At 73.8% G+C, this 24,426-nt stretch carries 17 protein-coding genes, 1 other RNA gene and 1 pseudogene; 13 read left to right on the top strand and 6 right to left on the bottom strand.

Going from position 1 to position 24,426, the window contains the following annotated elements:
* Positions 1-106 precede the first annotated feature (106 nt).
* From PV342_RS15120 to PV342_RS15105, 4 genes are all read right to left on the bottom strand, one after another.
* Positions 107-1,036, bottom strand: a complete 930-nt coding sequence (locus PV342_RS15120) for a carbohydrate ABC transporter permease (RefSeq protein ID WP_361007140.1) — start codon at positions 1,034-1,036, stop codon at positions 107-109.
* Entirely contained in the window at positions 1,033-2,310 is a 1,278-nt protein-coding gene (locus PV342_RS15115; RefSeq protein ID WP_329187595.1) for a carbohydrate ABC transporter permease, read from the bottom strand. Before PV342_RS15115 ends, PV342_RS15120 begins: the two co-directional genes overlap by 4 nt.
* Before the next feature lie 81 nt (positions 2,311-2,391).
* Positions 2,392-3,777, bottom strand: coding sequence for an ABC transporter substrate-binding protein (locus tag PV342_RS15110; RefSeq protein WP_400808693.1), 1,386 nt, complete (start codon positions 3,775-3,777; stop codon positions 2,392-2,394).
* A gap of 220 nt (positions 3,778-3,997) precedes the next feature.
* Positions 3,998-7,081, bottom strand: coding sequence for an FtsK/SpoIIIE domain-containing protein (locus tag PV342_RS15105; RefSeq protein WP_500317437.1), 3,084 nt, complete (start codon positions 7,079-7,081; stop codon positions 3,998-4,000).
* A 367-nt stretch (positions 7,082-7,448) separates the two neighbouring features.
* On the opposite strand from PV342_RS15105, the gene PV342_RS15100 reads away from it, so the two are divergent.
* The 5 genes and pseudogenes from PV342_RS15100 to PV342_RS15080 all read left to right on the top strand — a co-directional run bounded on the left by PV342_RS15100 (position 7,449) and on the right by PV342_RS15080 (position 14,083).
* Complete coding sequence (locus tag PV342_RS15100; protein ID WP_500317435.1) at positions 7,449-9,239, top strand: serine/threonine-protein kinase; 1,791 nt, start codon at positions 7,449-7,451, stop codon at positions 9,237-9,239.
* Positions 9,240-9,496: 257 nt separating this feature from the next.
* A pseudogene (locus PV342_RS15095) lies at positions 9,497-10,750 on the top strand (serine/threonine-protein kinase); the annotation flags it as partial.
* 150 nt (positions 10,751-10,900) lie between these two features.
* Entirely contained in the window at positions 10,901-11,647 is a 747-nt protein-coding gene (locus PV342_RS15090; RefSeq protein WP_500317467.1) for a DUF8189 domain-containing protein, read from the top strand.
* An 84-nt stretch (positions 11,648-11,731) separates the two neighbouring features.
* On the top strand, positions 11,732-12,850 hold the full coding sequence (gene prfB / locus PV342_RS15085) for a peptide chain release factor 2 (protein ID WP_386990784.1): 1,119 nt from the start codon (positions 11,732-11,734) through the stop codon (positions 12,848-12,850).
* 309 nt (positions 12,851-13,159) lie between these two features.
* Positions 13,160-14,083: a hypothetical protein gene (locus PV342_RS15080; protein WP_500317434.1), complete on the top strand. Its 924-nt coding sequence runs from the start codon at positions 13,160-13,162 to the stop codon at positions 14,081-14,083.
* A 157-nt stretch (positions 14,084-14,240) separates the two neighbouring features.
* Here PV342_RS15080 and PV342_RS15075 read toward each other — a convergent pair whose 3' ends face one another.
* Positions 14,241-14,432: a hypothetical protein gene (locus PV342_RS15075; RefSeq protein WP_400808954.1), complete on the bottom strand. Its 192-nt coding sequence runs from the start codon at positions 14,430-14,432 to the stop codon at positions 14,241-14,243.
* Between the two features lie 275 nt (positions 14,433-14,707).
* Between PV342_RS15075 and ftsE the strand changes: the two genes are divergently transcribed.
* The 5 genes from ftsE (at position 14,708) to ssrA (ending at position 18,632) form a co-directional block, all read left to right on the top strand.
* A complete protein-coding gene (ftsE, locus tag PV342_RS15070; RefSeq protein WP_018564091.1) occupies positions 14,708-15,397 on the top strand; it encodes a cell division ATP-binding protein FtsE in 690 nt (229 codons plus the stop codon).
* A 44-nt stretch (positions 15,398-15,441) separates the two neighbouring features.
* Complete coding sequence (gene ftsX, locus PV342_RS15065; protein WP_018564090.1) at positions 15,442-16,359, top strand: permease-like cell division protein FtsX; 918 nt, start codon at positions 15,442-15,444, stop codon at positions 16,357-16,359.
* A 67-nt stretch (positions 16,360-16,426) separates the two neighbouring features.
* Positions 16,427-17,590 carry a S41 family peptidase gene (locus PV342_RS15060; RefSeq protein ID WP_500317432.1) on the top strand — a complete coding sequence of 388 codons (1,164 nt, stop codon included), beginning with the start codon at positions 16,427-16,429 and terminating at the stop codon, positions 17,588-17,590.
* A 54-nt stretch (positions 17,591-17,644) separates the two neighbouring features.
* Positions 17,645-18,127 (top strand): SsrA-binding protein SmpB, encoded by a 483-nt coding sequence (smpB, locus tag PV342_RS15055; protein ID WP_386990789.1) that lies wholly within the window; start codon positions 17,645-17,647, stop codon positions 18,125-18,127.
* A gap of 117 nt (positions 18,128-18,244) precedes the next feature.
* Positions 18,245-18,632, top strand: a transfer-messenger RNA (tmRNA) gene (ssrA, locus tag PV342_RS15050).
* Between the two features lie 107 nt (positions 18,633-18,739).
* On the opposite strand, the gene PV342_RS15045 is transcribed toward ssrA, so the two are convergent.
* On the bottom strand, positions 18,740-19,960 hold the full coding sequence (locus PV342_RS15045) for an MFS transporter (protein ID WP_500317431.1): 1,221 nt from the start codon (positions 19,958-19,960) through the stop codon (positions 18,740-18,742).
* Between the two features lie 98 nt (positions 19,961-20,058).
* On the opposite strand from PV342_RS15045, the gene PV342_RS15040 reads away from it, so the two are divergent.
* From PV342_RS15040 to PV342_RS15030, 3 genes are all read left to right on the top strand, one after another.
* Positions 20,059-21,048 (top strand): LysR family transcriptional regulator, encoded by a 990-nt coding sequence (locus PV342_RS15040; protein WP_500317429.1) that lies wholly within the window; start codon positions 20,059-20,061, stop codon positions 21,046-21,048.
* Between the two features lie 103 nt (positions 21,049-21,151).
* The gene (locus tag PV342_RS15035) at positions 21,152-22,543 is read left to right on the top strand and encodes a nitrate/nitrite transporter (protein WP_361012439.1); all 1,392 of its coding nucleotides are present in this window, start codon (positions 21,152-21,154) and stop codon (positions 22,541-22,543) included.
* Positions 22,544-22,697: 154 nt separating this feature from the next.
* Positions 22,698-23,843 (top strand): uroporphyrinogen-III synthase, encoded by a 1,146-nt coding sequence (locus tag PV342_RS15030; RefSeq protein WP_500317427.1) that lies wholly within the window; start codon positions 22,698-22,700, stop codon positions 23,841-23,843.
* Positions 23,844-24,426 lie beyond the last annotated feature (583 nt).

Raw genomic sequence — 24,426 nt, 5'->3', positions numbered from 1 at the left:
ATGTCGGCTTACGCGGCGTATGCCCGTTATATCCCGGGCATGCGCCGCGTACGGCGACCCATCCGGCGACGGAGTGTTGCCCCCTGACCTGCGGTGCTCTGCGGGGCTACTTCACGGCGCCCGCCATGACGCCGGAGACGAACTGGCGCTGGAAGGCGAAGAAGACGACCAGCGGGACCACCATCGACACGAAGGCCCCCGGCGCCAGGACGTCGATGTTGTTGCCGAACTGCCGGACCTGCTGCTGCAGCGCGACCGTGACCGGCTGGGAGCCGGTGTTGGAGAAGATCAGCGCCACCAGCATGTCGTTCCACACCCACAGGAACTGGAAGATGCCCAGCGAGGCGATCGCCGGGCCGCCCAGGGGCATGATCACGCGGGCGAACAGCCGCAGCTCGCCCGCGCCGTCCAGCCGCGCCGCCTCCAGCAGCTCCCGCGGGATCTCCGCGAAGAAGTTGCGCAGCAGGAAGACGGCGAACGGCAGGCCGAAACCGACGTGGAAGAGCACCACGCCGATGATGTCGCCGAAGATCCCGATCTCCCCGAACAGCTTCGCCACCGGGATGAGCGCGATCTGCACCGGCACCACCAGCAGCCCGACCACCAGGAGGAACAGCCAGTCCCGCCCAGGGAACTCCATCCAGGCGAAGGCGTAGCCCGCCAGCGCCCCGATCACCACCACCAGCACCGTGGCCGGCACCGTGATCAGCGCGGTGTTGACCAGCGAGGAGGTGACGGCGTCGTTGCCGAGCAGCTCCCGGTAGTTGGTGACGGTCAGCTGCGAGGGCGCGGTGAACACCTTCCACCAGCCGGAGTCGGCGATGTCCACCGGCCCCCGGAAGGAGGAGATCAGCAGCCCCACGGTCGGCATCAGCCAGAACAGGGCCACCAGCACGAGGAGGACCCTCAGCACCCCGCCGCCGGTGCGGGCCACGACCCGCGAGGCGAGGGACTGCCGGGCGGCGGCCGGAACGGCCCGCGCCTCGGCCGGGCCCGCCGGTTCCGCCGGTTCCGCTGTGCCTGCGACGGTCGTCATCGTCGGGCCTCCCTGCGCAGTCGGCGGATGTTGAAGACCATGACCGGGACGACCAGCAGCAGCAGGATCACACCGATCGCGCTGCCCACGCCCTGGTCGTTGCCGGCCCCGAAGGAGGACAGGTACAGCTGCAGGGCCAGCACGTTGGCCTCGTCCTTCGAGGTGTCGGGGGCGACGATGTAGACCAGGTCGAAGATCTTCATCACGTTGATCATCAGTGTCACGACGACCACGACCAGCACCGGAGCCAGCAGCGGCACGGTGATCCTGCGGAAGACCTGCCACTCGTTGGCGCCGTCGATGCGCGCCGCCTCCATCAGCTCCCGCGGCACCCCGGCCAGCCCCGCCGCGATGAGCACCATGGCGAAGCCCGCCCACATCCACAGATAGGCCCCGATGATGGCGGGCGTCACCAGGGTGGGGCCGAGCCAGTCGACACCGTTGTACGGCTCCGCGAAGTTCGAGGCCGGAAGCCGCAGCCGGGCGCCGTCCGCCGAGGCGGGCAGCGAGAAGGTGCCGTCGGCGCCGGAGGTGGCGGAGGCCACCACCCGTCCGTCCCGTACGGCCTCGACCCGCACCCCCTCCAGCGCCTTCTCGCCGGCGTCGATCACCCCGGGCTCGCCGCCCCCGCCCGGCTTGAAGTCCAGCCACACGGTGCCGGTCACCCCGGGCCCGGCGGCGGCCTGCCGGGCGTCGGCGGTGCCCGCGGGCAGCTTCGCGGCGGGGACCCCGATCAGCGGCAGGCCCACCGCTGTCCCGTCCCCGGCGGCGTCCCGGGTGGTGTACGAGCCGCCGCCGGACGCCGCCAGAGCGCCGTTCGGCCGCGGCCGGGCCCCCGGGTACGCCGAGGACTCGGCGAAGGTGTCGTGGACGCCGACCACGACGGCGTTGGCCGCGCCGCGCGCCGGGTCCTGCTCGTACACCAGCCGGAAGATGATCCCGGCCGCCAGCATCGAGATCGCCATCGGCATGAAGACGACCAGCTTGAAGGCGGTGCCCCAGCTCACCCGTTCGGTCAGCACCGCGAAGACCAGCCCGAGGGCCGTGGCCAGCACCGGCGCCACGACCACCCAGACCGCGGTGTTCCGCAGCGCCGTCAGGGTGCTGTCGTCGCTGAAGACCGAGGCGTAGTTGTGCAGGCCCACGAAACCCGAACCCGCCTTGTCGAACAGGCTGCGCCAGGTGGTGTACCCGATGGGGTACACCACCAGCGCGCCCAGCAGCACCAGCGCGGGCAGCAGGAACAGTCCCGCCACCCAGCGCCGGGTGCCCATGACGCTCCTGCCCCCGGCGGAGGGCGTGCCGCCGGGAGCGGCCGGCCCCTTCGCCGTGGCCGCCGTCGCCATCGCGGCCGCCTAGCCGGCGTACGCCTTGGCGGCGTCCGCTTCCAGCTTGGCCTGCGCGCCGGCGACGTCGGAGGGATTGCGCAGGAAGTCCTGCAGGTCCTTCCACTCGCCCTTGCCCGCGGTCCCGCCGAAGGCCGCCGGGGCCTGGTCGGACATGTCGAAGCGGAAGTCGTCGCCCGCCGCGACCAGTCCCTCCGCGATCGAGCGGGAGACCTCGTCCGGGTAGGCCGACAGGTCCAGCGACTTGTTCGGCGAGACGAAGCCGCCCGAGGAGGCCCACACCTTCGCCGCGTCGGTGGAGGCGAGGAAGGTCAGCAGCGCCTGCGCGCCCTTGGTGTCCTTCAGCGCCACGCCGACGTCACCGCCGCTGACCACCGGCGCCTTGCCGGAGCCCACCGCGGGGAAGGGGAAGACCTTGGCGTCCTCGCCGACCTTCGCCTTGGTGTTGTCCCCGATGAACGCGCCGACGAAGTCGCCCTCGTAGACCATGGCGGCCTTCGGCGGGTTGCCGGTGAAGGTCTGCGTCACCGACTTCGGGAAGTCGGTCTTGAGCGCGCCGCTCTGCCCGCCCGCGATCAGGTCCTTCTTGCCGAAGAGCTGGGCGAGGGTGGTGAGCGCGTCCTTCACCGAGGGGTCGGTCCACTTGATCTTGTGCTCGGCCAGCTGGTCGTACTGCTCCGGACCGGCCTGGGAGAGATAGACGTTCTCGAACCAGTCGGTGAGGGTCCAGCCGTCCGCGCCGCCGACCGATACCGGGGGAGTGCCCGACTCGAAGAGGGTCTCGGCGGTCTGGAGGAAGTCCTCCCAGGTCCCCGGCGGTTCGGAGATCCCGGCGTTCTCGAAGGCCGCTGTGTTGTACCAGACCAGCGACTTGTTGGCGGCCTTGGCGTAGACGCCGTACTGCTTGCCCTCGTACGCGCCGAGGTCCTTCCAGCCCGCGCTGAAGTTCTTGTCGAGCTGCGCCTGGACGTCGGAGGAGAGCGGCTTCAGCCAGCCCTTCTGGGCGAACTGCCGCAACACGCCGACCTGCGGCAGGAACGCCACGTCCGGCGGCTGGCCGCCCTCGATCTTCGTGCCGAGGAAGGTGGAGACGTTGTCGCCGGTCGGCACGAAGCCGACCTCGGCCCCGGTGCGTTTGGTGAACTCGTCCAGCACCTTCTGGAAGTTCTTCTGCTCCGGCCCGGTCCACACCGCCGCGACCTCGAGCTTCTGGCCCTTGAGGTCCGGCAGCGAGACGCTCCCGCTCCCGCCGGAACTGCTCCCTCCGCCGTCGGGGGTGCCCTTGTCGTCGTCGCCTCCGCCGCACCCGGCGGCCGTCAGCGCCAGGGCGGCCGTCGCCACGACGGCGATGACCGTCCGGCGTGTACCTCGCGTGCGCCTGCTGGATGTCCGCATCTGCCTGCCCATCCCCTCAGCGCGGACCCGCGCCGCGGTGGCAGCCCGCCGGATGGCCGTGGCAGCTGCGCCGGGCGTCCCGTCCCCGCGTCATCCGCTGTTCCGCGTTCAGTCCTACGCCCTGTCTGATAACCGCCGCAATAGCGCCTCAGCGCACGGCGGTTGGATCGTGACCGTCATGTGACCGGCCGTTCGGACGGGGGCGGGGGACCGGGGCGGATCAGAGCAGCGGCGGCACCGGATCGGCCGCCGCGGACTCCGCGGCCCGCTGCAGGGCACTGGCCAGCAGGGCGAGGTCGGTCGGGCCGTTGCCCAGTTCGCGGACCGGGCGGCGGGTCGGCGGATCGCCCATGCGGTCCCACTCCACCGGGACCACCGTGGGCCGCAGGGTCGCCGTCCGCGGGATCCGGCCAGTGACCCGGCCTGCCTGGAAGGCGGTGACGCCGCCGTCCGGCCGGCGCAGGTAACCGCGGCCGGGCAGGCCGTCGTCCACCGTCGCCGGATCCTCGACGGCGACCAGCAGCGCGGCCGACTCCGGCTCCTCGGTACGCAGCGCGATGCGCAGCCGCGCCGAGTCGTCGGTGTGGGTGCCCGCGGTGCGCTCGGGGCGGCCGGTCGCGGCGACCAGGTGGACGCCCAGGCGCTCGCCGTCGCGCGCCACGCTCTCCAGGGCGCGGACCACCGAGCCCGCGGCCGGCCGGCCGGGGCTGCCGAGAGCGGGGGCGACCAGTACGTCGAAGTCGTCCACCACGACGACCAGCCGGGGCAGCGGCTCGGTGGTGCGGGTCCGCACCCGCACCGCGCCGCGCACCTGGGGGTCCGCCGCGGCGGCCGGGGCGTGGCCCGGCTCCGCCTGGCGCGGCACCACGGGCAGCCGGCGGCGCTCGTGCCACTGCCCGAAGTCGGCCCCGTCCAGCAGCTCGTCACGGCGCTTCAGCTCGGCCGTGAGCGCCTGCGCGAACTCGCGCATCCGCACCGGGTCGCAGGCGGACAGATAGGTGGAGACGTGCGGCAGGTCGGTGCAGGTGCGCAGCCCCTCGCCGCGTTCCGTCCCGGCGCCGTCGACGAGGACGAGGGCCAGCCGGTCCGGCCGCTCGCCGGCGGACAGGGCGGCGGCCACCGAACGCAGCAACTCGGTCTTGCCGGAGCCCGCCGCGCCGCCGACCAGCAGATGCGGTCCCTCGGCGACCAGGTCGACCAGGACCCGGCCCTCCGGCCCGGCGCCGAGGACCGCCGCGGCGGAGCCGCCCGAGGGGGCGGGTCCGGCCCAGCGGGTGGTGATCTTCGCGGGGGTGGCGAGCGCCAGGTCCAGCTCGTCCAGGAGCCGTGCCGTGGGCGGCAGGGCGGAACGTGTACGGCTCGGAGTGGCGTCGCCCTCGCGCAGCGGGGCGAGGGCCCGGGCGAAGCGCTCGGCCCAGGCCGCCGACACCGCCTCCATCGTCATGTGCTCGGGGCCGTGCGGCTCCATCCGCAGCGACGTCGCGACGTCGCCCTCCAGCACGGCGACGGCGCCGCAGCGGGCGGCCAGCCGCTCCGGGCTCTCGGCCAGGCACAGCAGGTGCACCCCGACCGACGGCCCGGCGGCCGCGATACGGCCGGCGGCCTCGCGCAGGTAGGCCGAGCCCGGGTCGCCGTCCACCACCAGCAGCGTGTACGGGCCCTCGCGGCGCGCCGCGGCCTCGGCCACCTCCTCGGGGGTGGCCGTCGCCCAGCCCGTGCCGAGCGGGCCCTCCTCGATGCGCCGGACGACCTCGGCGACACGGGCCTCGGCCTGCTCCCGGTCCGAGGCCGCGAGCAGCCGGCAGTCCTGGCCGTGCGCCGGGCGCAGATGCGGCAGCCAGTACAGCCACCCCCACTCCTCGGCCCGCTGTTCGGCGGGACGGGAGCGGTCGGCGCTGATCAGGACGACCTCCAGCGCGCCGGGCGGATGCAGGGCGCACAACTGGGCGATCACCGAGCGGGCCAGCCCGGACAGCCGGGGACGCGGTCCGGCGAGGCCCAGCACATGGGTGTGCGGGTCGCGCAGGTCGACGGTGAACGGTACGGCGGGCAGGGTCCTGAAGCCGTCCTCGGCGGTCAGGTCCGCGGTGCCGAGCCGGACCGTGAGCAGGTCGGGATGGCCGAGGGCGCGCTCCCACAGCCGCGGTCCCGGCCCGAGCGCGGTGAGCAGCACGGCCGCCGGATCGGGCCAGCGCTCGCGCAGCGCCGCGGCGTCGGCCCGGTCGTACGTCGTCCCGCCGCCCTCGTGGCCGTCGGCGCCCGGGGCGCCGCGGCCGGCGGTCAGGCGCCTGGCCCAGCTCCCTATCGCCCCGGCCATACGGCTGCCGGCCTCCGCGGCCCGCCCGCCGCCGCGGCGGCCCTGGGGCAGCGCGACGGCGCGGGTCTGCTCGGACAGGCCGCGCTGCGGGGTGTCCCGCCGGACCGGGTCGCCCGGCGCGGCCTCCGCCCGGTCCTCACCGGGCGCGGGCGCGGCGCGGGTGTCCGCGCCGACGCTCCCGGACCCGGTGCCGGTGGTCGTCGGGCCGTCGGAGGGCGCGGCGGCGCGCGGGCCGGGCCGCTCGGCGGCGCCGTCGGCGGGGCGCGCGGGCTGCCAGGTCGCCACGCGGCCGGTGTCCGGCCAGGAGGTCGGGGGGAGGGTCACCTGGAGGTGCCCCTCGGCGTCCGGGATGGCGGGGATGGAGGCGGGCGGCGGAGGGACGGTCGAGCCCGGGGGCGCCGGCTCCAGGCGGAGGGTCGACTCGCCGATCCGCAGCAGCGCGCCGGCGGGGAAGGGGACCGCGCGCTCGCCCACGGGAGCGCCGTCCAGGGCGGTGCCGTTGGTGGAGCCGAGGTCGGCGACGGTGACCCGGCCCTCGCCGTCGACCGTGACGGCGCAGTGCAGCCGGGAGACGTCGGGGTCGTCCAGCGGCACGTCCGCGTCCACGGACCGGCCGACCCGGATCCGGCCGCCCTGCAGCAGGTGGACGCCGCCCGCGTCGGGCCCGCCCACGACGTGCAGCCGGGCGGCGGCCGCCGGCCGGCCGCCGTCGTGCCCGTCGGCGGGCGCGTGCAGCGACAGGACCGCGCCGTCGAGCAGCGGCGGCACCCCGAGGACGGCGGTCGCCGGGTCCAGTCGCTCGGCGCCCGCGTAGAGCGGGGGCGTGGACTTCCCGGCCCGCGCGGGCTGGCCGGAGCCACCCGAGCCGGACGCCAGGGCCCCGGCCACCGCACCGAGCGGTGTGCCCGCCGGCGCGGTGACGAGCACGTCGCAGGAGCGCGCCGTGCGGCCGCCGCGCGGCCCGAGAACGGTCAGCCGGATCTGCATCTCCGTCCACGGTCCCTTCTGCCCGGATCCACCGCGGAGCGGGCCCCCGACCCCACCCCGCCCTGCCCGGGACGTCGACACGTACAAGAGCGGACCGGCGGGCTCCCCTTGCTCAGCTGGACCAGCTTGCTCGGCGATACGCGATCCGCGACACGCATCCTCCCACCCGCCGCCGACAGCTCGCCGCCGGTGCCCCTTTTTGCGATCTTGAATGGTCAGCATTGGGCAGAAAAAGCAACCAAACGACCGTACCCCGCGTCCTAAGCCCACACACGCCCCGTACCGGAACGCAGCCCCGCTCCCACGTGGCGGCACTACAGTGGGCGAGACAGGCCACGGACCAGGCCAAGATCCAGGGAGCGCGAACGTGCGGCCGGTAGGCAGCAGATACGAACTGGTGGAGCCGCTCGGGCGCGGAGCCACGGGCACCGTGTGGCGGTCCCAGGTGCGGGACACCGGCGAAACCGTCGCGATCAAGGTGCTCAAGGAAGAGCTGGCGAGCGACCCCGACATCGTCATGCGCTTCCTGCGGGAGCGTTCGGTCCTGCTGCGGCTGCGCCATCCGCACATCGTCCGGGTCCGCGACCTGGTCGTGGAGGGTGAGTTGCTCGCCCTGGTGATGGACCTGATCGAGGGCCCCGACCTCTACCGCCATCTGCGCGAGAACGGCCCGTTCTCACCGGTCGGCGCCGCCCTGCTGACCGCCGCCGTGGCCGACGCGCTGGCCGCCAGCCACGCCGACGGCGTGGTGCACCGCGACCTGAAGCCGGCCAACGTCCTGCTCGCCACCGTCGCGGGCCCGGACGGCACCCAGCAGATGCACCCGATGCTGACCGACTTCGGCATCGCGCGGCTGGCGGACTCACCCGGCGTCACCCGCACCCACGAGTTCGTCGGCACGCCCGCCTACATAGCGCCGGAGTCGGCCCAGGGCCGTCCGCAGACCTCGGCCGTGGACATCTACGGCGCCGGCATCCTCCTATACGAACTGGTCACCGGACGCCCGCCCTTCAGGGGCGAGAGCGCGCTCGAGGTGCTGCACCAGCACCTGAGCGAGGAGCCGCGCCGGCCCTCCACCGTGCCCGAGCCGCTGTGGACGGTCATCGAGCGCTGCCTGCGCAAGGAGCCCGGGGAGCGGCCCAGCGCGGAGAACCTGGCGCGCGCCCTGCGGGTCGTCGCGGCGGGCGTCGGCGTGCACTCGTCCCCGGCGCAGTCCGAGGCGGCGCTCGGCGTCGCCGCGCTGCTCGCGCCGGACCCGTCCCCGGCCACCGTCCCGGACACCCCGCTCGTCCCGCCGGACGCCGCCGACCCCACGCAGGTGCTGCCTCACCGGTCGCCCGTCGGCGGGTACGACCCGTACGACCCCAATGCCGCCACCAGCGTCCTGCCCGCATCCGCCGCGGGCGCGGCCGACGCGACCCGGGTGATCCCGGGCGGCTCGGCATCGGCCGGGGCCGGCGACGGCACCCGCGTGATGCCGCCGGTGCCGGGCGGGCCGCCGGACTCCGGTGCCCCGCAGGGCCCGCACCCGTGGGAGTCGCAGCTCAACCGCGCCCGTGCGCGCGCCGAGCAGACCGAGATCCAGTACCTGGACCCGGAGCAGGACCCGCTGCGCCGCAGGCCGCGCCGGCAGGCCTCCCAGCAGCCGCAGCCGCAGTCGCAGTCGCCGCAGTCCCCGCAGGGGTACCAGCAGCAGCGGCCGCAGCAGCCCCAGTACCGGCAGCCGGCGCAGCCCGGCTACGCGCCGCAGCCGCATCCGCAGCAGTACGCCCAGCGGGCCCCGCAGCCGCAGCCCCAGCAGTACGCGCCGCGGCCGCAGCAGCAGCCCGCGCCGCGCTACGAGCAGCCGCAGCACCAGCGGTACGAGCCCCAGCGCCCGTCCGCGCCGGAGCCCGCCCCGTATCGCGAGCCGCGGCAGCGCAGCGCCAACCCGATGAAGATCCCGGGCCTCGGGTGCCTCAAGGGCTGTTTCACGATGATCATCGTGCTGATCGTGATCGTCGTGCTGGTCTGGTACCTCACCCCCGTCCCGGAGTGGCTGGACACCGGGAAAAGCCTGTGGGGCACCGTGAGCGACGGCGTCGGGAACTTCTGGGACTGGGTCTCGGGCCTCGGCGGCTCCTCGGGCGGCTCGGGGACCTCCGGCGGCACTCCGTAGGACCGCCGCGCACCCCTTCGGGGTCGGGCACGGCGCCGGGCACCGCCCGCGCCGTGCCGTCCCGCTGGGCCGGTGCCGTCAACGCCAACCGGCCCACCGTCACCTCCCCGCGGGGCCGGTGTTGGTGATTTGTCGACTTCTGGAGGGTGATTTCTCCCGGAGAAGCCGCACTCACCCCCGGCAGGTTCCCCCAACCGGCTCGCATCCGCGTAGCTTTGTCGCCAACACGACGGCACGTCGGAGGAGTCGGAGCAGCCTTGGGACGGAAGATCGGCAGCCGCTACACCGCGCACCAGGTGCTGGGGCGGGGTTCCGCCGGCACCGTGTGGCTGGGCGAGGGCCCCGAGGGTCCGGTCGCCATCAAGCTGCTGCGCGAGGACCTCGCCTCCGACCAGGACCTCGTCGGCCGCTTCGTCCAGGAGCGCACGGCCCTGCTGGCGCTCCATCACCCGCACATCGTCGGCATCCGCGACCTGGTGGTCGACGGCTCCGACCTCGCGCTCGTCATGGACCTCGTCCGCGGCACCGACCTGCGCTCCCGGCTGGAGCGCGAACGCAGGCTCACCCCCGAGGCGGCCGTCTCCATCACCGCGGACGTCGCGGACGGGCTGGCCGCGGCCCACGCCGCGGGCGTCGTCCACCGCGACGTCAAGCCGGAGAACGTCCTGCTGGACTCCGCCGCGCCGCCCGGACCGGGCGGCGCGCCTCCGGCGCTCCTCACCGACTTCGGCATCGCGCGGCTGGTCGACTCCCCGCGCCGCACCCGGGCCACCCGGATCATCGGAACCCCCGACTACCTGGCCCCGGAGATCATCGAGGGCCTGCCGCCGCGCGCCTCCGTCGACATCTACGCCCTCGCCACCGTCCTGTACGAACTGCTCGCCGGCTTCACTCCGTTCGGCGGCGGCCACCCGGGCGCGGTACTGCGCCGGCACGTCACCGAGTCGGTCGCCCCCCTGCCGGACCTGCCCGACGAGTTGTGGCAGCTGCTCTCCCAGTGCCTCGCCAAGGCCCCGGCCTCGCGGCTGAGGGCGGCCGAGGTCGGCGCGCGGCTGCGCGAGCTGCTGCCCGCCCTCGCCGGGCTGCCCCCGCTGGAGGTGGACGCGCCCGGGGACCACCACGGCGAGGAGGTGTACGACCGGGAGTCCGGTTCGCTCGCCGAGCCCTACGACCCGCCGGCCGACCAGCCGCGCGGCGCCGTGCCCCTGGTCCGCGGCTCAGCACCCGACTCGACACGCGACACCCACACCAGCATCAAGCTGCCCTCCGCGGAGGAACTGGCCGGCGGCCGGCCCGCCGCGGTGCCCGGCCAGCACGCGAGGCACCGCCACCGCGCCGTCCCCGACGCGCTGCAGCGCCGCCGCGTCAAGATCGGCGCCGCTGCGGCCGCCGCGCTGGTCGTCGGGCTCGGCGGCTGGGCGATCGCGTCCTCCGGCTCCGACGACGGCGGCGGCTCCAACAGCCGCGAGGACAAGCCTTCCGGACAGGCCTCGACCACCCCGACCGCGCCCACCGGCGCCGCCGCCTCCCCGCAGGGCGCCGTCAGCACCCCGGCGGGCACCACCGCCGAGCAGGCCGCGCTGAGCTGGTCCGGCTACACGGCCCTGCCCCGCTTCCCGGACCGCGGCGTCCACCCGGTCGGCGGCCCCCGCGCGATCTCCGTGTCCGGGACGACGCACGTCTTCACCCGGGGCAGCGACAAGAACGTCTGGTACCTGGCCTCCGGCACCTGGCACCGGCTCACCGGGATAAGCGTCGCCGACGACCCCTCGGTCGTCTCGTCGCGCGCCGGGCAGCTGGACGTCTTCGCCCTCGGCACCGACCACCGGGTGTACCGGCGGACCCTGAGCGGCGGCGCCTGGAGCGACTGGTACCAGGTCGACCAGCCCGCCCGCTTCACCACGACCCCCGCCGCCGCGTCCTCCGCGCCCGGCCGGATCGACCTGGTCGGCTGCTCCGGCGGCGACCTCGTCACCTCCTCCTGGGTCGAGGGCCGCTGGAACGCCTGGGCGCTGGTCCCCACCGCGGGCCGGGTCACCGCCGCCCCCGGCCTGGTCTCGGCCGCACCCGGCACCCTCGACGCCTTCGCCGTCCGCAAGGCCGACGGCGCCGTGCTGCGCCTGCCGTACGTGAACGGCGCCTGGCGCCCCTCCGAGATCGTCACCGGCCTCGACGCCACGGGCCGCCCCGAGCCCGCCGTCTCCGGCGGCCGGCTCTTCGTCCTCGCCCCCGCCGACGACGGGGCCCTGGCGGCCGCCGTCTCCGACGGAGACACGTGGGCGGCGGTGCCGCTGTCCGCCAGCACCCCCTCCCACCCCGGGCTGACCACGGCGGACGACACCCTGACCCTCTACCTCCGGCGCGCCGACGGCACGCTCGCCCACGCCTCGGCCCCCGTCCGGGCCTGAACGGCGAGGGGCTCAGGCCCGTCGGCCCGGCCCGCCCCGGCGCACCGGAGCGGCAACGCGCGGCGTGCCGGTACGCTGGGGGACGTGGCAGTCCTGGATGTATCCGAAGAGCTCAAGTCCCTCTCGTCGACCATGGCCTCGATCGAGGCCGTTCTGGACCTCGACAAGCTGAGGGCCGACATCGCCGTGCTCGAGGAGCAGGCGGCGGCGCCGTCGCTGTGGGACGACCCGGAAGCGGCGCAGAAGATCACCAGCAAGCTGTCGCACCTGCAGGCCGAGGTCCGCAAGGCCGAGGCGCTGCGCGGCCGCATCGACGACCTTGCAGTGCTCTTCGAGCTCGCCGAGGCCGAGGACGACGCGGACACCCGCGCCGAGGCCGAGACCGAGCTGGAGTCGGTGCGCAAGGCGCTGGACGAGATGGAGGTCCGCACCCTCCTGTCCGGCGAGTACGACGCCCGTGAGGCGCTGGTCAACATCCGCGCCGAGGCGGGCGGCGTCGACGCCGCCGACTTCGCGGAGCAGCTGCAGCGCATGTACCTGCGCTGGTCCGAGCGGCACGGTTACCCGACGGAGGTCTACGAGACCTCGTTCGCGGAAGAGGCCGGCATCAAGTCCACGACCTTCGTGGTGAAGGCGCCCTACGCCTACGGCACCCTCTCGGTCGAGCAGGGCACGCACCGCCTGGTGCGCATCTCGCCCTTCGACAACCAGGGCCGGCGCCAGACGTCCTTCGCGGGCGTCGAGGTGCTGCCGGTCGTCGAGCAGAGCGACCACGTCGAGATCGACGAGACCGAACTGCGCATCGACGTCTACCGCGCCTCCGGCCCCGGCGGCCAGGGCGTCAACACCACCGACTCCGCGGTCCGGATCACGCACATCCCGACCGGCATCGTGGTCTCCTGCCAGAACGAGCGCTCCCAGATCCAGAACAAGGCGAGCGCGATGAACGTCCTGCAGGCCAAGCTGCTGGAGCGGCGACGCCAGGAGGAGCAGGCCAAGATGGACGCCCTCAAGGGCGACGGCGGCAACTCCTGGGGCAACCAGATGCGTTCCTACGTTCTCCACCCGTACCAGATGGTCAAGGACCTGCGGACGGAGTTCGAGGTCGGCAACCCCCAGGGCGTCCTCGACGGCGACATCGACGGCTTCCTCGAGGCCGGCATCCGCTGGCGCAAGCAGCAGGAGCAGGGCGCCGGGGTCTGACGCTCCGTCATCTCCCAGGGATCATCACAACTGCCGCCCGATGGGTGGCAGTTGTGCGCTTTGGGTCACAGCCCCATAAGCAACCGGGTGGCATAGTCGGCCAATCCCGGCATTGCGCTTGGAACGGCCTTGACGACGCTGTGAAATCTGGGAATCGTGATGCGTGGCATGCGTATGACTGGGGCGCGAGCGAACGGGGGCGAGCGCGGCCGGTGGCTCAGGCTCCGGCCTTGAACGTGCACCGCCCCGCAGGACGCTCCCCCTGTGACGCTGCTCCATTGACGAGAAGCTACTGGGGGTAGTTGCCAGATGAGCATGAAGAACACACGGCTGCGCGTGGCACGTATAGCCGCCGCCGCGGTGATCGCGAGCGGTGCCTCGCTGACCGCCGCGGGCGCCGCCCAGGCCGTCGGCCTGGACATCGGCCTGAACGCCGGCGAGACCGAGGTCAGTGTCGGCGTCAACCTTGGTGGCGAGGAGACCGACGGCGGCACCGACGCCGGTACCGATGCGGGCGCCGACGCGGGCAACAGCATCTCTGGCGTCGACGCCGGTACCGACGCCGGTGCCGATGCGGGCGCTGACGCCGGTGCGGACGCTGGTGCGGATGCCGGTGCGGATGCGGGCGCTGACGCCGGTGCGGACGCTGGTGCGGATGCCGGTGCGGATGCGGGCGCTGACGCCGGTGCGGACGCTGGTGCGGATGCCGGTGCGGACGCGGGCGCTGACGCCGGTGCGGACGCTGGTGCGGATGCCGGTGCGGACGCGGGCGCTGACGCCGGTGCGGACGCTGGTGCGGATGCCGGTGCCGATGCCGGTGCGGACGCGGGCGCCGACGCCGGTGCCGATGCCGGTGCGGACGCGGGCGCCGACGCCGGTGCCGACGCGGGCACGGGTGACAACGGCGGCAACGGGAACGGCGGCAACGGGAACGGCGGCAACGGGAACGGCGGCGGCAACGGCGCCGGCGGTTCCGGGACCGGCGGTTCCGACGGCGACGGCACCACCTGCACCCTCGACGGGGACAGCGTGACCTGCGCCGACAACACCAACACCGACAACGCCGGCAGCAGCGAGGTCGTCACCCAGGGTGACACCACGGAGGAGCTGGCCGAGACGGGTGCCGGCGACAGCCTGTTCCTGCTGGTCGGTGCCGCCACGATGATCGCGGGCGGTGTCGGCTTCCGCCTGATGCCGCGCCTGGTCGGCGGCGGCCGCAACACCGCCGTCTGAGGCCCAAACCCGGACGGCAGCGAGCACCAGAGGCCCGCACCGCATGCGCCACATGCGGTGCGGGCCCCCGCATGTCCAGGGAGGCCCGGGAACGCCGCAGGGGCCCGTAGCGCCGAGCGCCGCGGGCCCCTGCTGCATGCCGTATGTGTGTGCCGCGCTACACGGCGGCCTCGTGCACCACCCACGCCACCGCGAGCAGGGCGACCAGCAGAGCGATCAGGGCCGCCGGGGAGACGCCCGCGAAGGGGTTCTCCTGCTGCATGCGGGCGCGGTTGGCGCGGCAGACCGCGCAGCGGCCCTCGCTGACGGGGCCGGCGCAGTTGGCGCACACCAGTCGGTCGACTGTCATGCCGTCGCCTCCTCCCAGGCGGCCCGGCGGCCGCTCGATGAACAACGCGCGACAGGGGCGGTACGTTCCCGAACCCCCCGACCACTGTGCCAGTTCCCGGGACGCCCGGCGCGTCCCGCGCGATTCCCGCGACTCCGAAGAGTGACAGATGTGGCCAATGCCTGCTTTGTCCCCCGGTGGTCTGTGAATAAACCCGTCATCCCGGACCGCGGACTGCGCGGGCCGCGGCCATTCGCGTAAGGTCGCCTCCGATCCCCTGTATCCGGAGTGCGACCGTGATCCGATTCGACAACGTCACCAAGACTTACCCCAGGCAGAACCGTCCTGCACTTCGGGACGTGTCGCTGGAAATCGAGAAGGGTGAGTTCGTCTTCCTGGTGGGCTCCTCCGGCTCCGGGAAGTCGACCTTCCTGCGGCTGATCCTGCGCGAGGAGCGCACCGACACCGGCATGGTGCACGTGCTCGGCAAGGACCTGGCGCGGCTGTCCAACTGGAAGGTGCCGCAGATGCGCCGCCAACTGGGCACCGTCTTCCAGGACTTCCGGCTGCTGCCCAACAAGACGGTTGCCGAGAACGTGGCCTTCGCCCTCGAGGTGATCGGCAAGCCGCGCGGCACCATCCGCAAGACGGTCCCCGAGGTGCTGGACCTCGTCGGCCTCGGCGGCAAGGAGGACCGCATGCCGGGCGAGCTGTCCGGCGGCGAGCAGCAGCGCGTGGCGATCGCCCGGGCGTTCGTCAACCGCCCCATGCTGCTGATCGCGGACGAGCCCACGGGAAACCTCGACCCGCAGACCTCCGTGGGCATCATGCGGCTGCTGGACCGCATCAACCGCACCGGCACCACCGTGGTGATGGCCACCCACGACCAGAACATCGTCGACCAGATGCGCAAGCGCGTCATCGAGCTCGAGAAGGGGCGACTGGTCCGCGACCAGTCCCGCGGCGTCTACGGCTACCAGCACTGAGCCGGGGCCCCGCCCTGCACACCGCAGCCTTCTGAAAGGACAACATGCGCGCCCAGTTCGTGCTCTCGGAGATCGGCGTCGGCCTCCGGCGCAACCTCACCATGACCTTCGCGGTCATCGTCTCCGTGGCCCTCTCGCTCGCGCTCGCCGGCGGCTCGTGGCTCGCCCGCGAGCAGGTCGACTCGATGAAGGGCTACTGGTACGACAAGGTCCAGGTGTCGATCTTCCTCTGCAACAAGAACGACGCCAAGACCGACCCCAACTGCACCAAGGGCGCCGTCACCGAGGAGCAGAAGCAGGACGTCGAGAAGCAGCTCAAGGCGCTGCCGCTGGTGGACAAGTACTTCCACGAGAGCGCGGAGGACGCCTACAAGCACTACAAGGAGCAGTTCTCCGACTCGCCGCTGGCCGACTCGCTCACCCCAGACCAGATGCAGGAGTCGTTCCGGGTCAAGCTCAAGGATCCGACGAAGTTCCAGGTCGTCGCGAGCGCCTTCCAGGGCCGCCCCGGCGTCCAGGAGGTGCAGGACCAGAAGGCCCTGCTGGACAACCTGTTCGGCCTGCTCAACGGCATGACGCTGGCCGCGCTGGTGGTGCTGGCGTTCATGCTCGCGGTGGCGATGATGCTGATCGTCAACACGGTGCGGGTGTCGGCCTTCAGCCGCCGCCGCGAGACCGGGATCATGCGGCTCGTCGGCGCGTCCAGCTTCTACATCCAGATGCCGTTCATCATGGAGGCCGCCTTCGCCGGTCTGGTCGGCGGTGGCCTGGCCTGTCTGATGCTCCTCGTCGGCCGCTACTTCCTGATCGACCACGGCCTGTCGCTGCAGACCAAGGTGCCGCTGATCAACTTCCTCGGCTGGGGCGAGGTGGCCCAGGTGCTGCCGCTGGTGCTGGTGGTGGGCATGCTGATGCCCGCGCTTGCGGCCCTGATCGCGCTGCGCAAATACCTCAAGGTCTGATGCGCGCCAAGGGCGCTGTACGGCCAACTTTCCGTACAGCGCCCGCTTCTCGCCTAGACTGCCCGACGTGCTGAGCCACTGTCCGCCCGGGAGACCACGTCGCCTGTGCCGCGCCGCGGCGCTGACGTTGGTCTTCGGCGCGGTCCTGGCGACCGGTGCCGCGGCGGGCTCCTTCGGGGACCTCGGCAGGGGGTGGCGGACGCCGCCCCCCTCCCGCATCCTGGCCGGCACGGTCGCCGACACCGACGAGATCGCCGAGGCGATCGCGGAGGGCAAGGTCGGCCCGCAGGCCGCGGAGGCCCTGGTCAGCCGGAGCGGCGACCGCTGGTCCTCCTTCTACACGGCCCAGGAGTACGAGGGCTTCCAGCAGTCCCTGGACGGCCGGTACGTCGGGGTCGGCCTGTGGGTGCGGCGCACCGAGGACGGCCGCATCGGGATCGACCGCGTCCAGTCCGGCAGCCCCGCCGCCCGGTCCGGTGTGCACGCCGGCGACCGGCTGACGAGCATCGACGGCACCGAGGTCACCGGCCGTCCCGTCACCGAGGTGGTCGCCCGGCTGCGCGGTTCCGACTCCGCCGGGACGCCCGTCTCGCTGGGCCTGCGGCGCGGGACACGCTCCTGGGAGATCTCCCCGCGGCGCGCGCTGCTTCCGACGGAGTCCGTGCGGGTCCGGCACGTCCCCGGCGGCGTCACCGTCGTCACGGTGGACGCCTTCACCAAGGGCGTCGCCGAGCAGGTCGGCCGTGCGCTGGCCGGCCGGCCGGGTCACGAGGGCATACTCCTGGACCTGCGCGGCAACTCCGGCGGCCTGGTCACCGAGGCCGTCGGTGTGGCCTCCGCGCTCCTGGACGGCGGCCTGGTCGCCACGTACGACGTCCACGGCAGGCAGCAGGCGCTGTACGCCGCCGACGGCGGCGACACCGACACCCCGCTCGTGGTGCTCGTCGACGGCGGCACGATGAGCGCGGCCGAACTGCTCGCCGGCGCGCTCCAGGACCGCGGGCGCGCCGTCGTCGTGGGCTCCCGCACCTTCGGCAAGGGCTCCGTGCAGATGCCCAGCCGGCTGTCGGACGGCTCGGTCGCCGAACTCACCGTCGGCCACTACCGGCTGCCCGCGGGCCGCAGGGTGGACGGCCGCGGGGTCGAGCCCGATCTGTCGGTCACCGGCGGCGCGGACGCCGAGTCCGAGGCCCTCGAGGTACTGGACGGCCTGGGCACGCCGACCCGCTGACCGGTGCGCAAACCGGTACCCCCCGCCCCGCCGAGGTGCGACAATAGCCGCGCTATGGCAAAGGAAACGGGTCGCAAGCTGATCGCGCAGAACAAGAAGGCGCGGCACGACTACCACATCCTCGACACCTACGAGGCGGGCCTGGTGCTCACCGGCACCGAGGTGAAGTCGCTGCGCCAGGGACGCGCCTCCCTGGTCGACGGCTTCGGCCAGCTCGACGGGGGCGAGGCGTGGCTGCACAACGTGCACATCCCCGAGTACACCCAGGGGACGTGGACGAACCACTCGGCGCGGCGCAAGCGCAAAATGCTGCTGCACCGGGCGGAGATCGAGAAGCTCTTCCAGAAGTCGCAGGAGACCGGTCACACGATCGTCCCGCTCGCCCTGTACTTCAAGGACGGCCGGGCGAAGGTCGAGATCGCGCTGGCCAAGGGCAAGAAGGAGTACGACAAGCGGCAGACCCTGCGCGAGCAGCAGGACCGCCGCGAGGCCGACCGGGCCATCTCGGCGGCACGCCGCCGGCAGCGCGGGCAGTGAACGCCGCCCGCGCCGCGGGCGCGGGAATGCGCTGGCCACCGTGCGCGTTGGTCACGTACGATGGCATCAGCACCACCGGACGGTGACCGCCCGGTGTGCAGCTTGAAAAATCAACATGGGGATGATCGGTTTCGACTGGGGATGTCGAAGCAGGGGAAGCGAGCCGAGGAAGCGGCAATGATCTCGTAAACCATATGCCGAAAACAATAATCGCCAATAACAAGAGCGATTCCTCCGCCTTCGCGCTCGCTGCCTAATTAGCAGCTAGCCGAAGACTCCGCGGAGTGTCAGCCCGGGGCTGTTCCCGACCCGGATCCTGGCATCAGCTAGGGGACTAAACCACTGAGTCCGGCCACGGGGCTCGGTGGGAAATCAAACAGTGGCTGGGCCCGTCGGCGGCTTGTCCGCGTGACTGCCGGGGCCGAGAAAAGCACAGCGGACTGCGCTCGGAGAAGCCCTGGTTCCGCACCACAGGACGCGGGTTCGATTCCCGCCATCTCCACTGACCCAACGGAAGGCGATGCCTGCCGCGCTCCGCGCGGGAGGCATCGCCTTCCGTCGTTTCCGGGTGGCTCCGGCAACGGTCTTCGGACGGCCCGTGGAAGCCACCGGTCACGTCAGTCCCGGCGCCGGGCCGCGCGCAGGGAGAGCGCCGCGACCAGCGCGGCGGTGGCCGGCCGCGACCGCCGGTATCGCGTACGCGGGCACCGCGCCCCGGTGCTCCACGACGGACCCCGCCGCGAAGGAGCCCGCGGCGATGCCGCCCAGCAGGGCCGTGACGGCGAGCGTCATCCCCTCGTTGAGGCGGCCCGGCGGGACCCGGCGCTGGATCAGGGCCATCCCGTTGATCATCGTGGGCGCGGTGGCCATGCCCGCCAGGAGCAGCGCGGGGGCGAGCAGCCACAGGCCGCCGAGGGCCGCGGCGGGCAGCGGGCCGAGCATCAGGACGGCCATCAGGGCGACGCTCGCCGCGAAGCGGCCGCCGTCGGTGCCGCGGGGCCGGCGCAGCCCGTAGAGCAGGCCCGCCGCGCAGGAACCCGCCGCCTGGAGGGCGAGCACCGCCCCGGCGGCGCCGCGGTGCCCCTGGGAGTCGGCGAAGGCGATCGTGGTGACCTCCAGGGCCCCGAAGACGGCTCCCGTCGCCAGGAACGTCAGCAGGACGGCCGGCACCGCGGCCCGCCCCGCACCCGTCCCCGCGGCTGACCCTGACCCGGGCCGCGGCACCGGCGGCGGTTCGGTGCCGCGCTGCGCGGCGAAGAGCAGGATGCCGCCGAACAGCAGCAGCGCCCCCGCCAGCGTGCCGGCCTCGGGGAACAGCGCGGTGCACAGGAAGGCCGCGAGGACCGGGCCGAGCATGAAGCAGACCTCGTCCGCCGCCTGCTCGAAGGAGTTGGCGACGTGCCGGGCCCGCTCGTCGTCCCGGTACAGGTGCGCCCAGCGCGCCCGCGCCATGCCGCCGGTGTTCGGCGTCGTCGCGGTGGCGGCGTAGGCGGCGAACAGCGTCCAGACCGGGGCGTGCAGCCGTACGCACACCACCAGCGCGAGCGAGCCCAGCGCGGCGAGCCCCGCGGCCGGCACGGCCACCCGGGCCTGGCCGAGCCGGTCGGTCAGCCGGGCGGTCCAGGGGGCCACCACCGCCGTCGCGGCGAGCCCGGTGGCGGTGACCGCCCCGGCCAGCGCGTACGAGCCGTACGCCGCGGCGATCATGACGACCGCGCTGACGCCGAACATCCCCATCGGAAGCCGGGCCAGGAGGTTCCCGGTGGTGAAGGCCCGGGTGCCGGGCAGGGCGAAGAGCCGCCGGTAGGGGGCGGCGAGGGCGGGCGCGGTCATGCGATCACCCTCCCGGGACGCCCCCGGTGCGGTCCAACACCTGATCAGCGCCCACTGACGCGTTCCGGATGTGAATCGCGGACGTGTTCAATGGGCGGATGCCGCACGCCATCGACCCGCGCCTGCTCAGGGCGTTCACCGCCGTCGCGGAGGAACTGCACTTCACCCAGGCCGCCGCCCGGCTGCACGTCGCCCAGCAGGCGCTGAGCCGGGACGTCCGGCGGCTGGAGCGCGAACTGCGGGCCGCGCTGTTCGTCCGTACGACCCGCTCGGTGCGGCTGACCGCCGAGGGGGAGCGGCTGCTGCCGTACGCCCGGCGGGTCCTCGCCGCCCACGACGAACTGGCCGCCGCCTTCGCCCCCGCCGGCCGTCCGCTGCTCGTCGACATCGGCGCGCCCGTGGGCACCGGCCACCGCGTGCTGGCCGCCGCCCGCGCCGCCGCACCCGAACTCGAACTGACCGCGCGCTTCCACAGCGGGCTCACCGGCGCCGCCGCCGGGATCCTCGCGGGCCGCCTGGACGTCTCCTTCGGCCGCGCGGCGGGCCTGGCACCCGAGGTGCTGGACCGGCTGGAGCACCGGCCGGTCCGCCACGAGCGGATGGCCGTCCTGCTCCCCGCCGACCACCGGCTGGCCCCGCTCGCCGAGGTGCCGCTCGACGGGCTCGCCGGGGAGTCCCTCTACGCCGCCGCCGGGAACCCGGACACCGCCGAGTGGACGGACCTCGCCCGGCGCCTCTTCCGGGGCCGGGGCATCCTCGTCGCCGCGCCCTTCCCCGCCATCGACGGCCCGGAGGAGTTCGTCCGCCTGGTGCGCAAGCACCGCTGGCCCGTGCTGGCCAGCACCGAGTTCATCGACCTGCCCGGCTTCGTCCTGCGCCCGCTCACCGGTCCCGTGCCGCTGGCCCCGGTCTCCATGGTGTGGCGGCGCGGACTGCGCCACCCGGGACTGGACGCCCTGCTCGGCGCCGCGCGGCGGCTCGGCGCGGAGGAGGACTGGCTCGATCCGCCCGATGGCGCCTGGCTGCCGGAGCCGGACGCGCGCGTCATGGCGTCCCCGGCGCTCACAGGGGGCCCGGGCACCGGGTGAGAGCAAGGTTGCGTGACGGTCACCTCGGGCCATCGGGCGGAAACGCGGTGTTCCTACCGTCGTGGACATCACCCGACGAGCGACATCAGGGCCTGGAGGCGTCATGACTGCCGCGAGCACCACAGCACGCAAGGGCGGCCGCTGGATCGAGCGGTGGGATCCGGAGGACGAGGAGTTCTGGGAGTCCGACGGCCGCCGGGTCGCCCACCGGAACCTGCTCTTCTCCGTCCTGTCCGAGCACGTCGGCTTCTCGATCTGGACGCTCTGGTCGGTCATGGTGCTCTTCATGGGCCCGGAGTACGGCATCGACCCCGCCGGGAAGTTCTTCCTCGTCGCCATGGCCACGGCGGTCGGCGCCCTGGTCCGCGTCCCGTACACCTTCGCCGTCGCGCGTTTCGGCGGCCGCAACTGGACCGTCGTCAGCGCGCTCATGCTGCTGCTGCCGACGATCGCCGCGGCCGTCGTCATGGAGCCCGGCACCTCCTACGGCACGTTCCTCGCCGTCGCCGCGCTGACCGGGGTCGGCGGCGGCAACTTCGCCTCCTCCATGACCAACATCAACTCCTTCTTCCCGCTCCGGAAGAAGGGCTGGGCGCTCGGCCTCAACGCGGGCGGCGGCAACATCGGCGTGCCCGTCGTCCAGTTGGTGGGCCTGCTGGTCATCGGCACCGCGGGCGCCGGCCACCCCCGGCTGCTGCTCGCCGTCTACATCCCGCTCATCGTGGTCGCCGCCACGCTCGCCGCCCTGTCCATGGACAACCTGGCGCCCGTGCGCAACGACACGGGGGCGGCCGCGCTGGCGGTGAAGGACGGCCACACCTGGATCATGTCCTTCCTCTACATCGGCACCTTCGGGTCCTTCATCGGCTACAGCTTCGCCTTCGGGCTCGTCCTGCAGAACCAGTTCGCCCGCACCCCGCTGCAGGCCGCGTCCGTCACCTTCGTCGGCCCCCTGCTCGGCTCGCTGGTCCGCCCGGTCGGCGGACGTCTCGCGGACCGCTTCGGCGGCGCGCGGATCACCCTGTGGAACTTCCTGGCGATGGCCGCCGCCACCGCCGTGATCGTCCTCGCCTCGGCGCAGAAGTCCCTGGCGCTGTTCTCCGTCGCCTTCGTCGCCCTGTTCATCCTGACCGGCCTCGGCAACGGCTCGACCTACAAGATGATCCCGGGCATCTACGCCGCGAAGGCCGCCGCGATGGGGCTGACCGGCGAGGCCGCGGCCTCCTACGGACGGCGGCTGTCCGGCGCCGCGATGGGCCTGATCGGCGCGGTCGGCGCGCTCGGCGGCCTCGGCATCAACCTCGCCTTCCGGCAGTCCTTCCTCACCGGGGGCACCGGCACCCCGGCCTTCGTCACCTTCCTGGCCGTGTACGCGGCCTGCTTCGTGGTCACCTGGGCCGTATACCTGCGCAGGCCGGCGCCCGCCCCCGCCCCGGCCGTCGGGCCCGGTGCCGTGGCCGAGCCGGAGCCGCGGCTCTCCTACGCGGAGGTGTAGCCCCGGCGAACCGCGTAACAACGGGGAAATGAACGCGAACCCGGCCCGTCACCGGGGCTTGGAACCATGCGCGCAACGGGGCGCACGACTCCGGGACCCGGGACGGTCCCCGGCCTCCGTTGCACGTGTACCTCCGGCGGAGCGAGGCAGAGCCATGCAAGTGCGACACCCAGACGTCCTCCCCCTGGCGGGCTTCACGGTCGGCGTCACCGCGGCCCGCCGCGCCGACGAACTGTGCGCCCTCCTCGAACGGCGCGGCGCCGTCGTCATGCGGGCCCCCGCGCTGCGGATCGTCCCGCTGCCGGACGACACCGAACTGCTCGCGGCGACCAAGCGGCTGCTCGACCGCGGCCCCGACGTCGTGGTCGCCACCACGGCGATCGGCTTCCGCGGCTGGATCGAGGCCGCCGACGGCTGGGGCCTCGGCGAGGCCCTGCTGGAACGGCTGCGGCACGTCGAACTGCTCGCCCGCGGCCCCAAGGTGCGCGGCGCGATCCGCGCCGCAGGGCTCAGGGAGTCCTGGTCACCGGCGTCCGAGTCGATGGCGGAGGTCCTCGACCGCCTGCTGGACGAGGGCGTCGCCGGCCGGCGCGTCGTCGTCCAGCTGCACGGGGAGCCGGTGCCCGGCTTCAGCGAGGCCCTGCGCGCGGCAGGCGCCGAGGTCGTCGGCGTGCCCGTCTACCGCTGGATGCCGCCGCAGGACATCGGCCCGCTCGACCGGCTCATCGACGCGGCCCTCGTACGCGGGCTGGACGCGGTCACGTTCACCAGCGCCCCAGCGGCGGCCTCCCTGCTGGACCGGGCCGAACGCCGGGGCCTGCGCGGTGAGTTCCTCGACGCCCTGCGCCACGACATCCTCCCGGCCTGCGTGGGCCCCGTCACCGCGCTCCCCCTGGAGGCCCACGACGTCCCCACCGCCCAGCCCGAGCGCTTCCGCCTCGGACCGCTCGTCCAACTGCTCGCCGCGGAGCTCCCGCAGCGGGCGCGTCCCCTGCCCGTCGCCGGACGGCGCCTGGAGATCCGCGGCCACGCGGCCCTCGTTGACGGCGAGCTGCGCGCCGTTCCCCCGGCCGGGATGGCCCTGCTCCGCGCCCTCGCCCGGCGCCCGGGGTGGGTCGTCTCCCGGGCCGACCTGCTCCGGGTGCTGCCGGGGGCGGGGCGCGACGAGCACGCCGTCGAGACGGCGATGGCGCGGTTGAGGGTGGCGCTGGGGACGCCGAAGCTCATCCAGACGGTGGTGAAGCGGGGGTACCGGCTTGCGCTCGATCCGGCCGCGGACGCCAAGTACGCCTCCGCGTGACCCGGGTCGTGGGCGCGGCCGGTTGTCGTGTGCGGGTTGTTCGCGCCTGCGGCGGGCGGTTTCCCCGCCCGCCCTCTCCCAGCCTTCGGCCGGGGGGACCCCCGTCCCGGACGGTTGGTCCGGGCCTCGCGGGGTTCGTGGTGGGCCGGGGTCGGGGTCTTTGGGGCTGGGCATTCCGGTCCAGCTCGCATCCCGGACGCACAAGCCATACACGTCGGCGTCCAGAACGCCCACCCTCCCCCAGCCTTCGGCCGGGGGTGCCCCCACCTCCCCCGCCCCTTCCCATCGAGCGGTGGCGGCCGGTGGGGGGTGAGGAGGCGGTCCGGGGTTGCCGCACGTGCCTGGCCGAACCCCCACCGGCCGTCGGTCGCCCACCCGGCGGGAGGGGGTGTGGCGCGGTGCCTCCGCAGGGGACGAGCGGCGAACCCGGCGCCGAACGACGCAGAGTGAAGCGCGAGTCGGGAGGTGGGGGCACTCCCGGCCGAAAGCCGGAGGCGTACCCCGGCGCGGCACCGACCCCACGACGACCGCGAGCACGAACGGCCCGCACACGGCGACACGGGGCACCCCGGACCCTTCGGGA

The organism is Streptomyces sp. PA03-3a (genome assembly GCF_033792735.1).
GTDB lineage: Bacteria > Actinomycetota > Actinomycetes > Streptomycetales > Streptomycetaceae > Actinacidiphila.
This window is presented reverse-complemented; position numbering and strand designations above follow the sequence as displayed.

Bases quoted from the DNA above. Each gene is read 5' to 3' on its own strand.
- PV342_RS15120 (WP_361007140.1), bottom strand. From the start codon at position 1,036: ATGACGACCGTCGCAGGCACAGCGGAACCGGCGGAACCGGCGGGCCCG.
- PV342_RS15115 (WP_329187595.1), bottom strand. From the start codon at position 2,310: ATGGGCACCCGGCGCTGGGTGGCGGGACTGTTCCTGCTGCCCGCGCTG.
- PV342_RS15110 (WP_400808693.1), bottom strand. From the start codon at position 3,777: ATGCGGACATCCAGCAGGCGCACGCGAGGTACACGCCGGACGGTCATC.
- PV342_RS15105 (WP_500317437.1), bottom strand. From the start codon at position 7,081: ATGCAGATCCGGCTGACCGTTCTCGGGCCGCGCGGCGGCCGCACGGCG.
- PV342_RS15080 (WP_500317434.1), top strand. From the start codon at position 13,160: ATGAGCATGAAGAACACACGGCTGCGCGTGGCACGTATAGCCGCCGCC.
- PV342_RS15075 (WP_400808954.1), bottom strand. From the start codon at position 14,432: ATGACAGTCGACCGACTGGTGTGCGCCAACTGCGCCGGCCCCGTCAGC.
- ftsX (WP_018564090.1), top strand. From the start codon at position 15,442: ATGCGCGCCCAGTTCGTGCTCTCGGAGATCGGCGTCGGCCTCCGGCGC.
- smpB (WP_386990789.1), top strand. From the start codon at position 17,645: ATGGCAAAGGAAACGGGTCGCAAGCTGATCGCGCAGAACAAGAAGGCG.
- PV342_RS15045 (WP_500317431.1), bottom strand. From the start codon at position 19,960: ATGACCGCGCCCGCCCTCGCCGCCCCCTACCGGCGGCTCTTCGCCCTG.
- PV342_RS15040 (WP_500317429.1), top strand. From the start codon at position 20,059: ATGCCGCACGCCATCGACCCGCGCCTGCTCAGGGCGTTCACCGCCGTC.
- PV342_RS15035 (WP_361012439.1), top strand. From the start codon at position 21,152: ATGACTGCCGCGAGCACCACAGCACGCAAGGGCGGCCGCTGGATCGAG.
- PV342_RS15030 (WP_500317427.1), top strand. From the start codon at position 22,698: ATGCAAGTGCGACACCCAGACGTCCTCCCCCTGGCGGGCTTCACGGTC.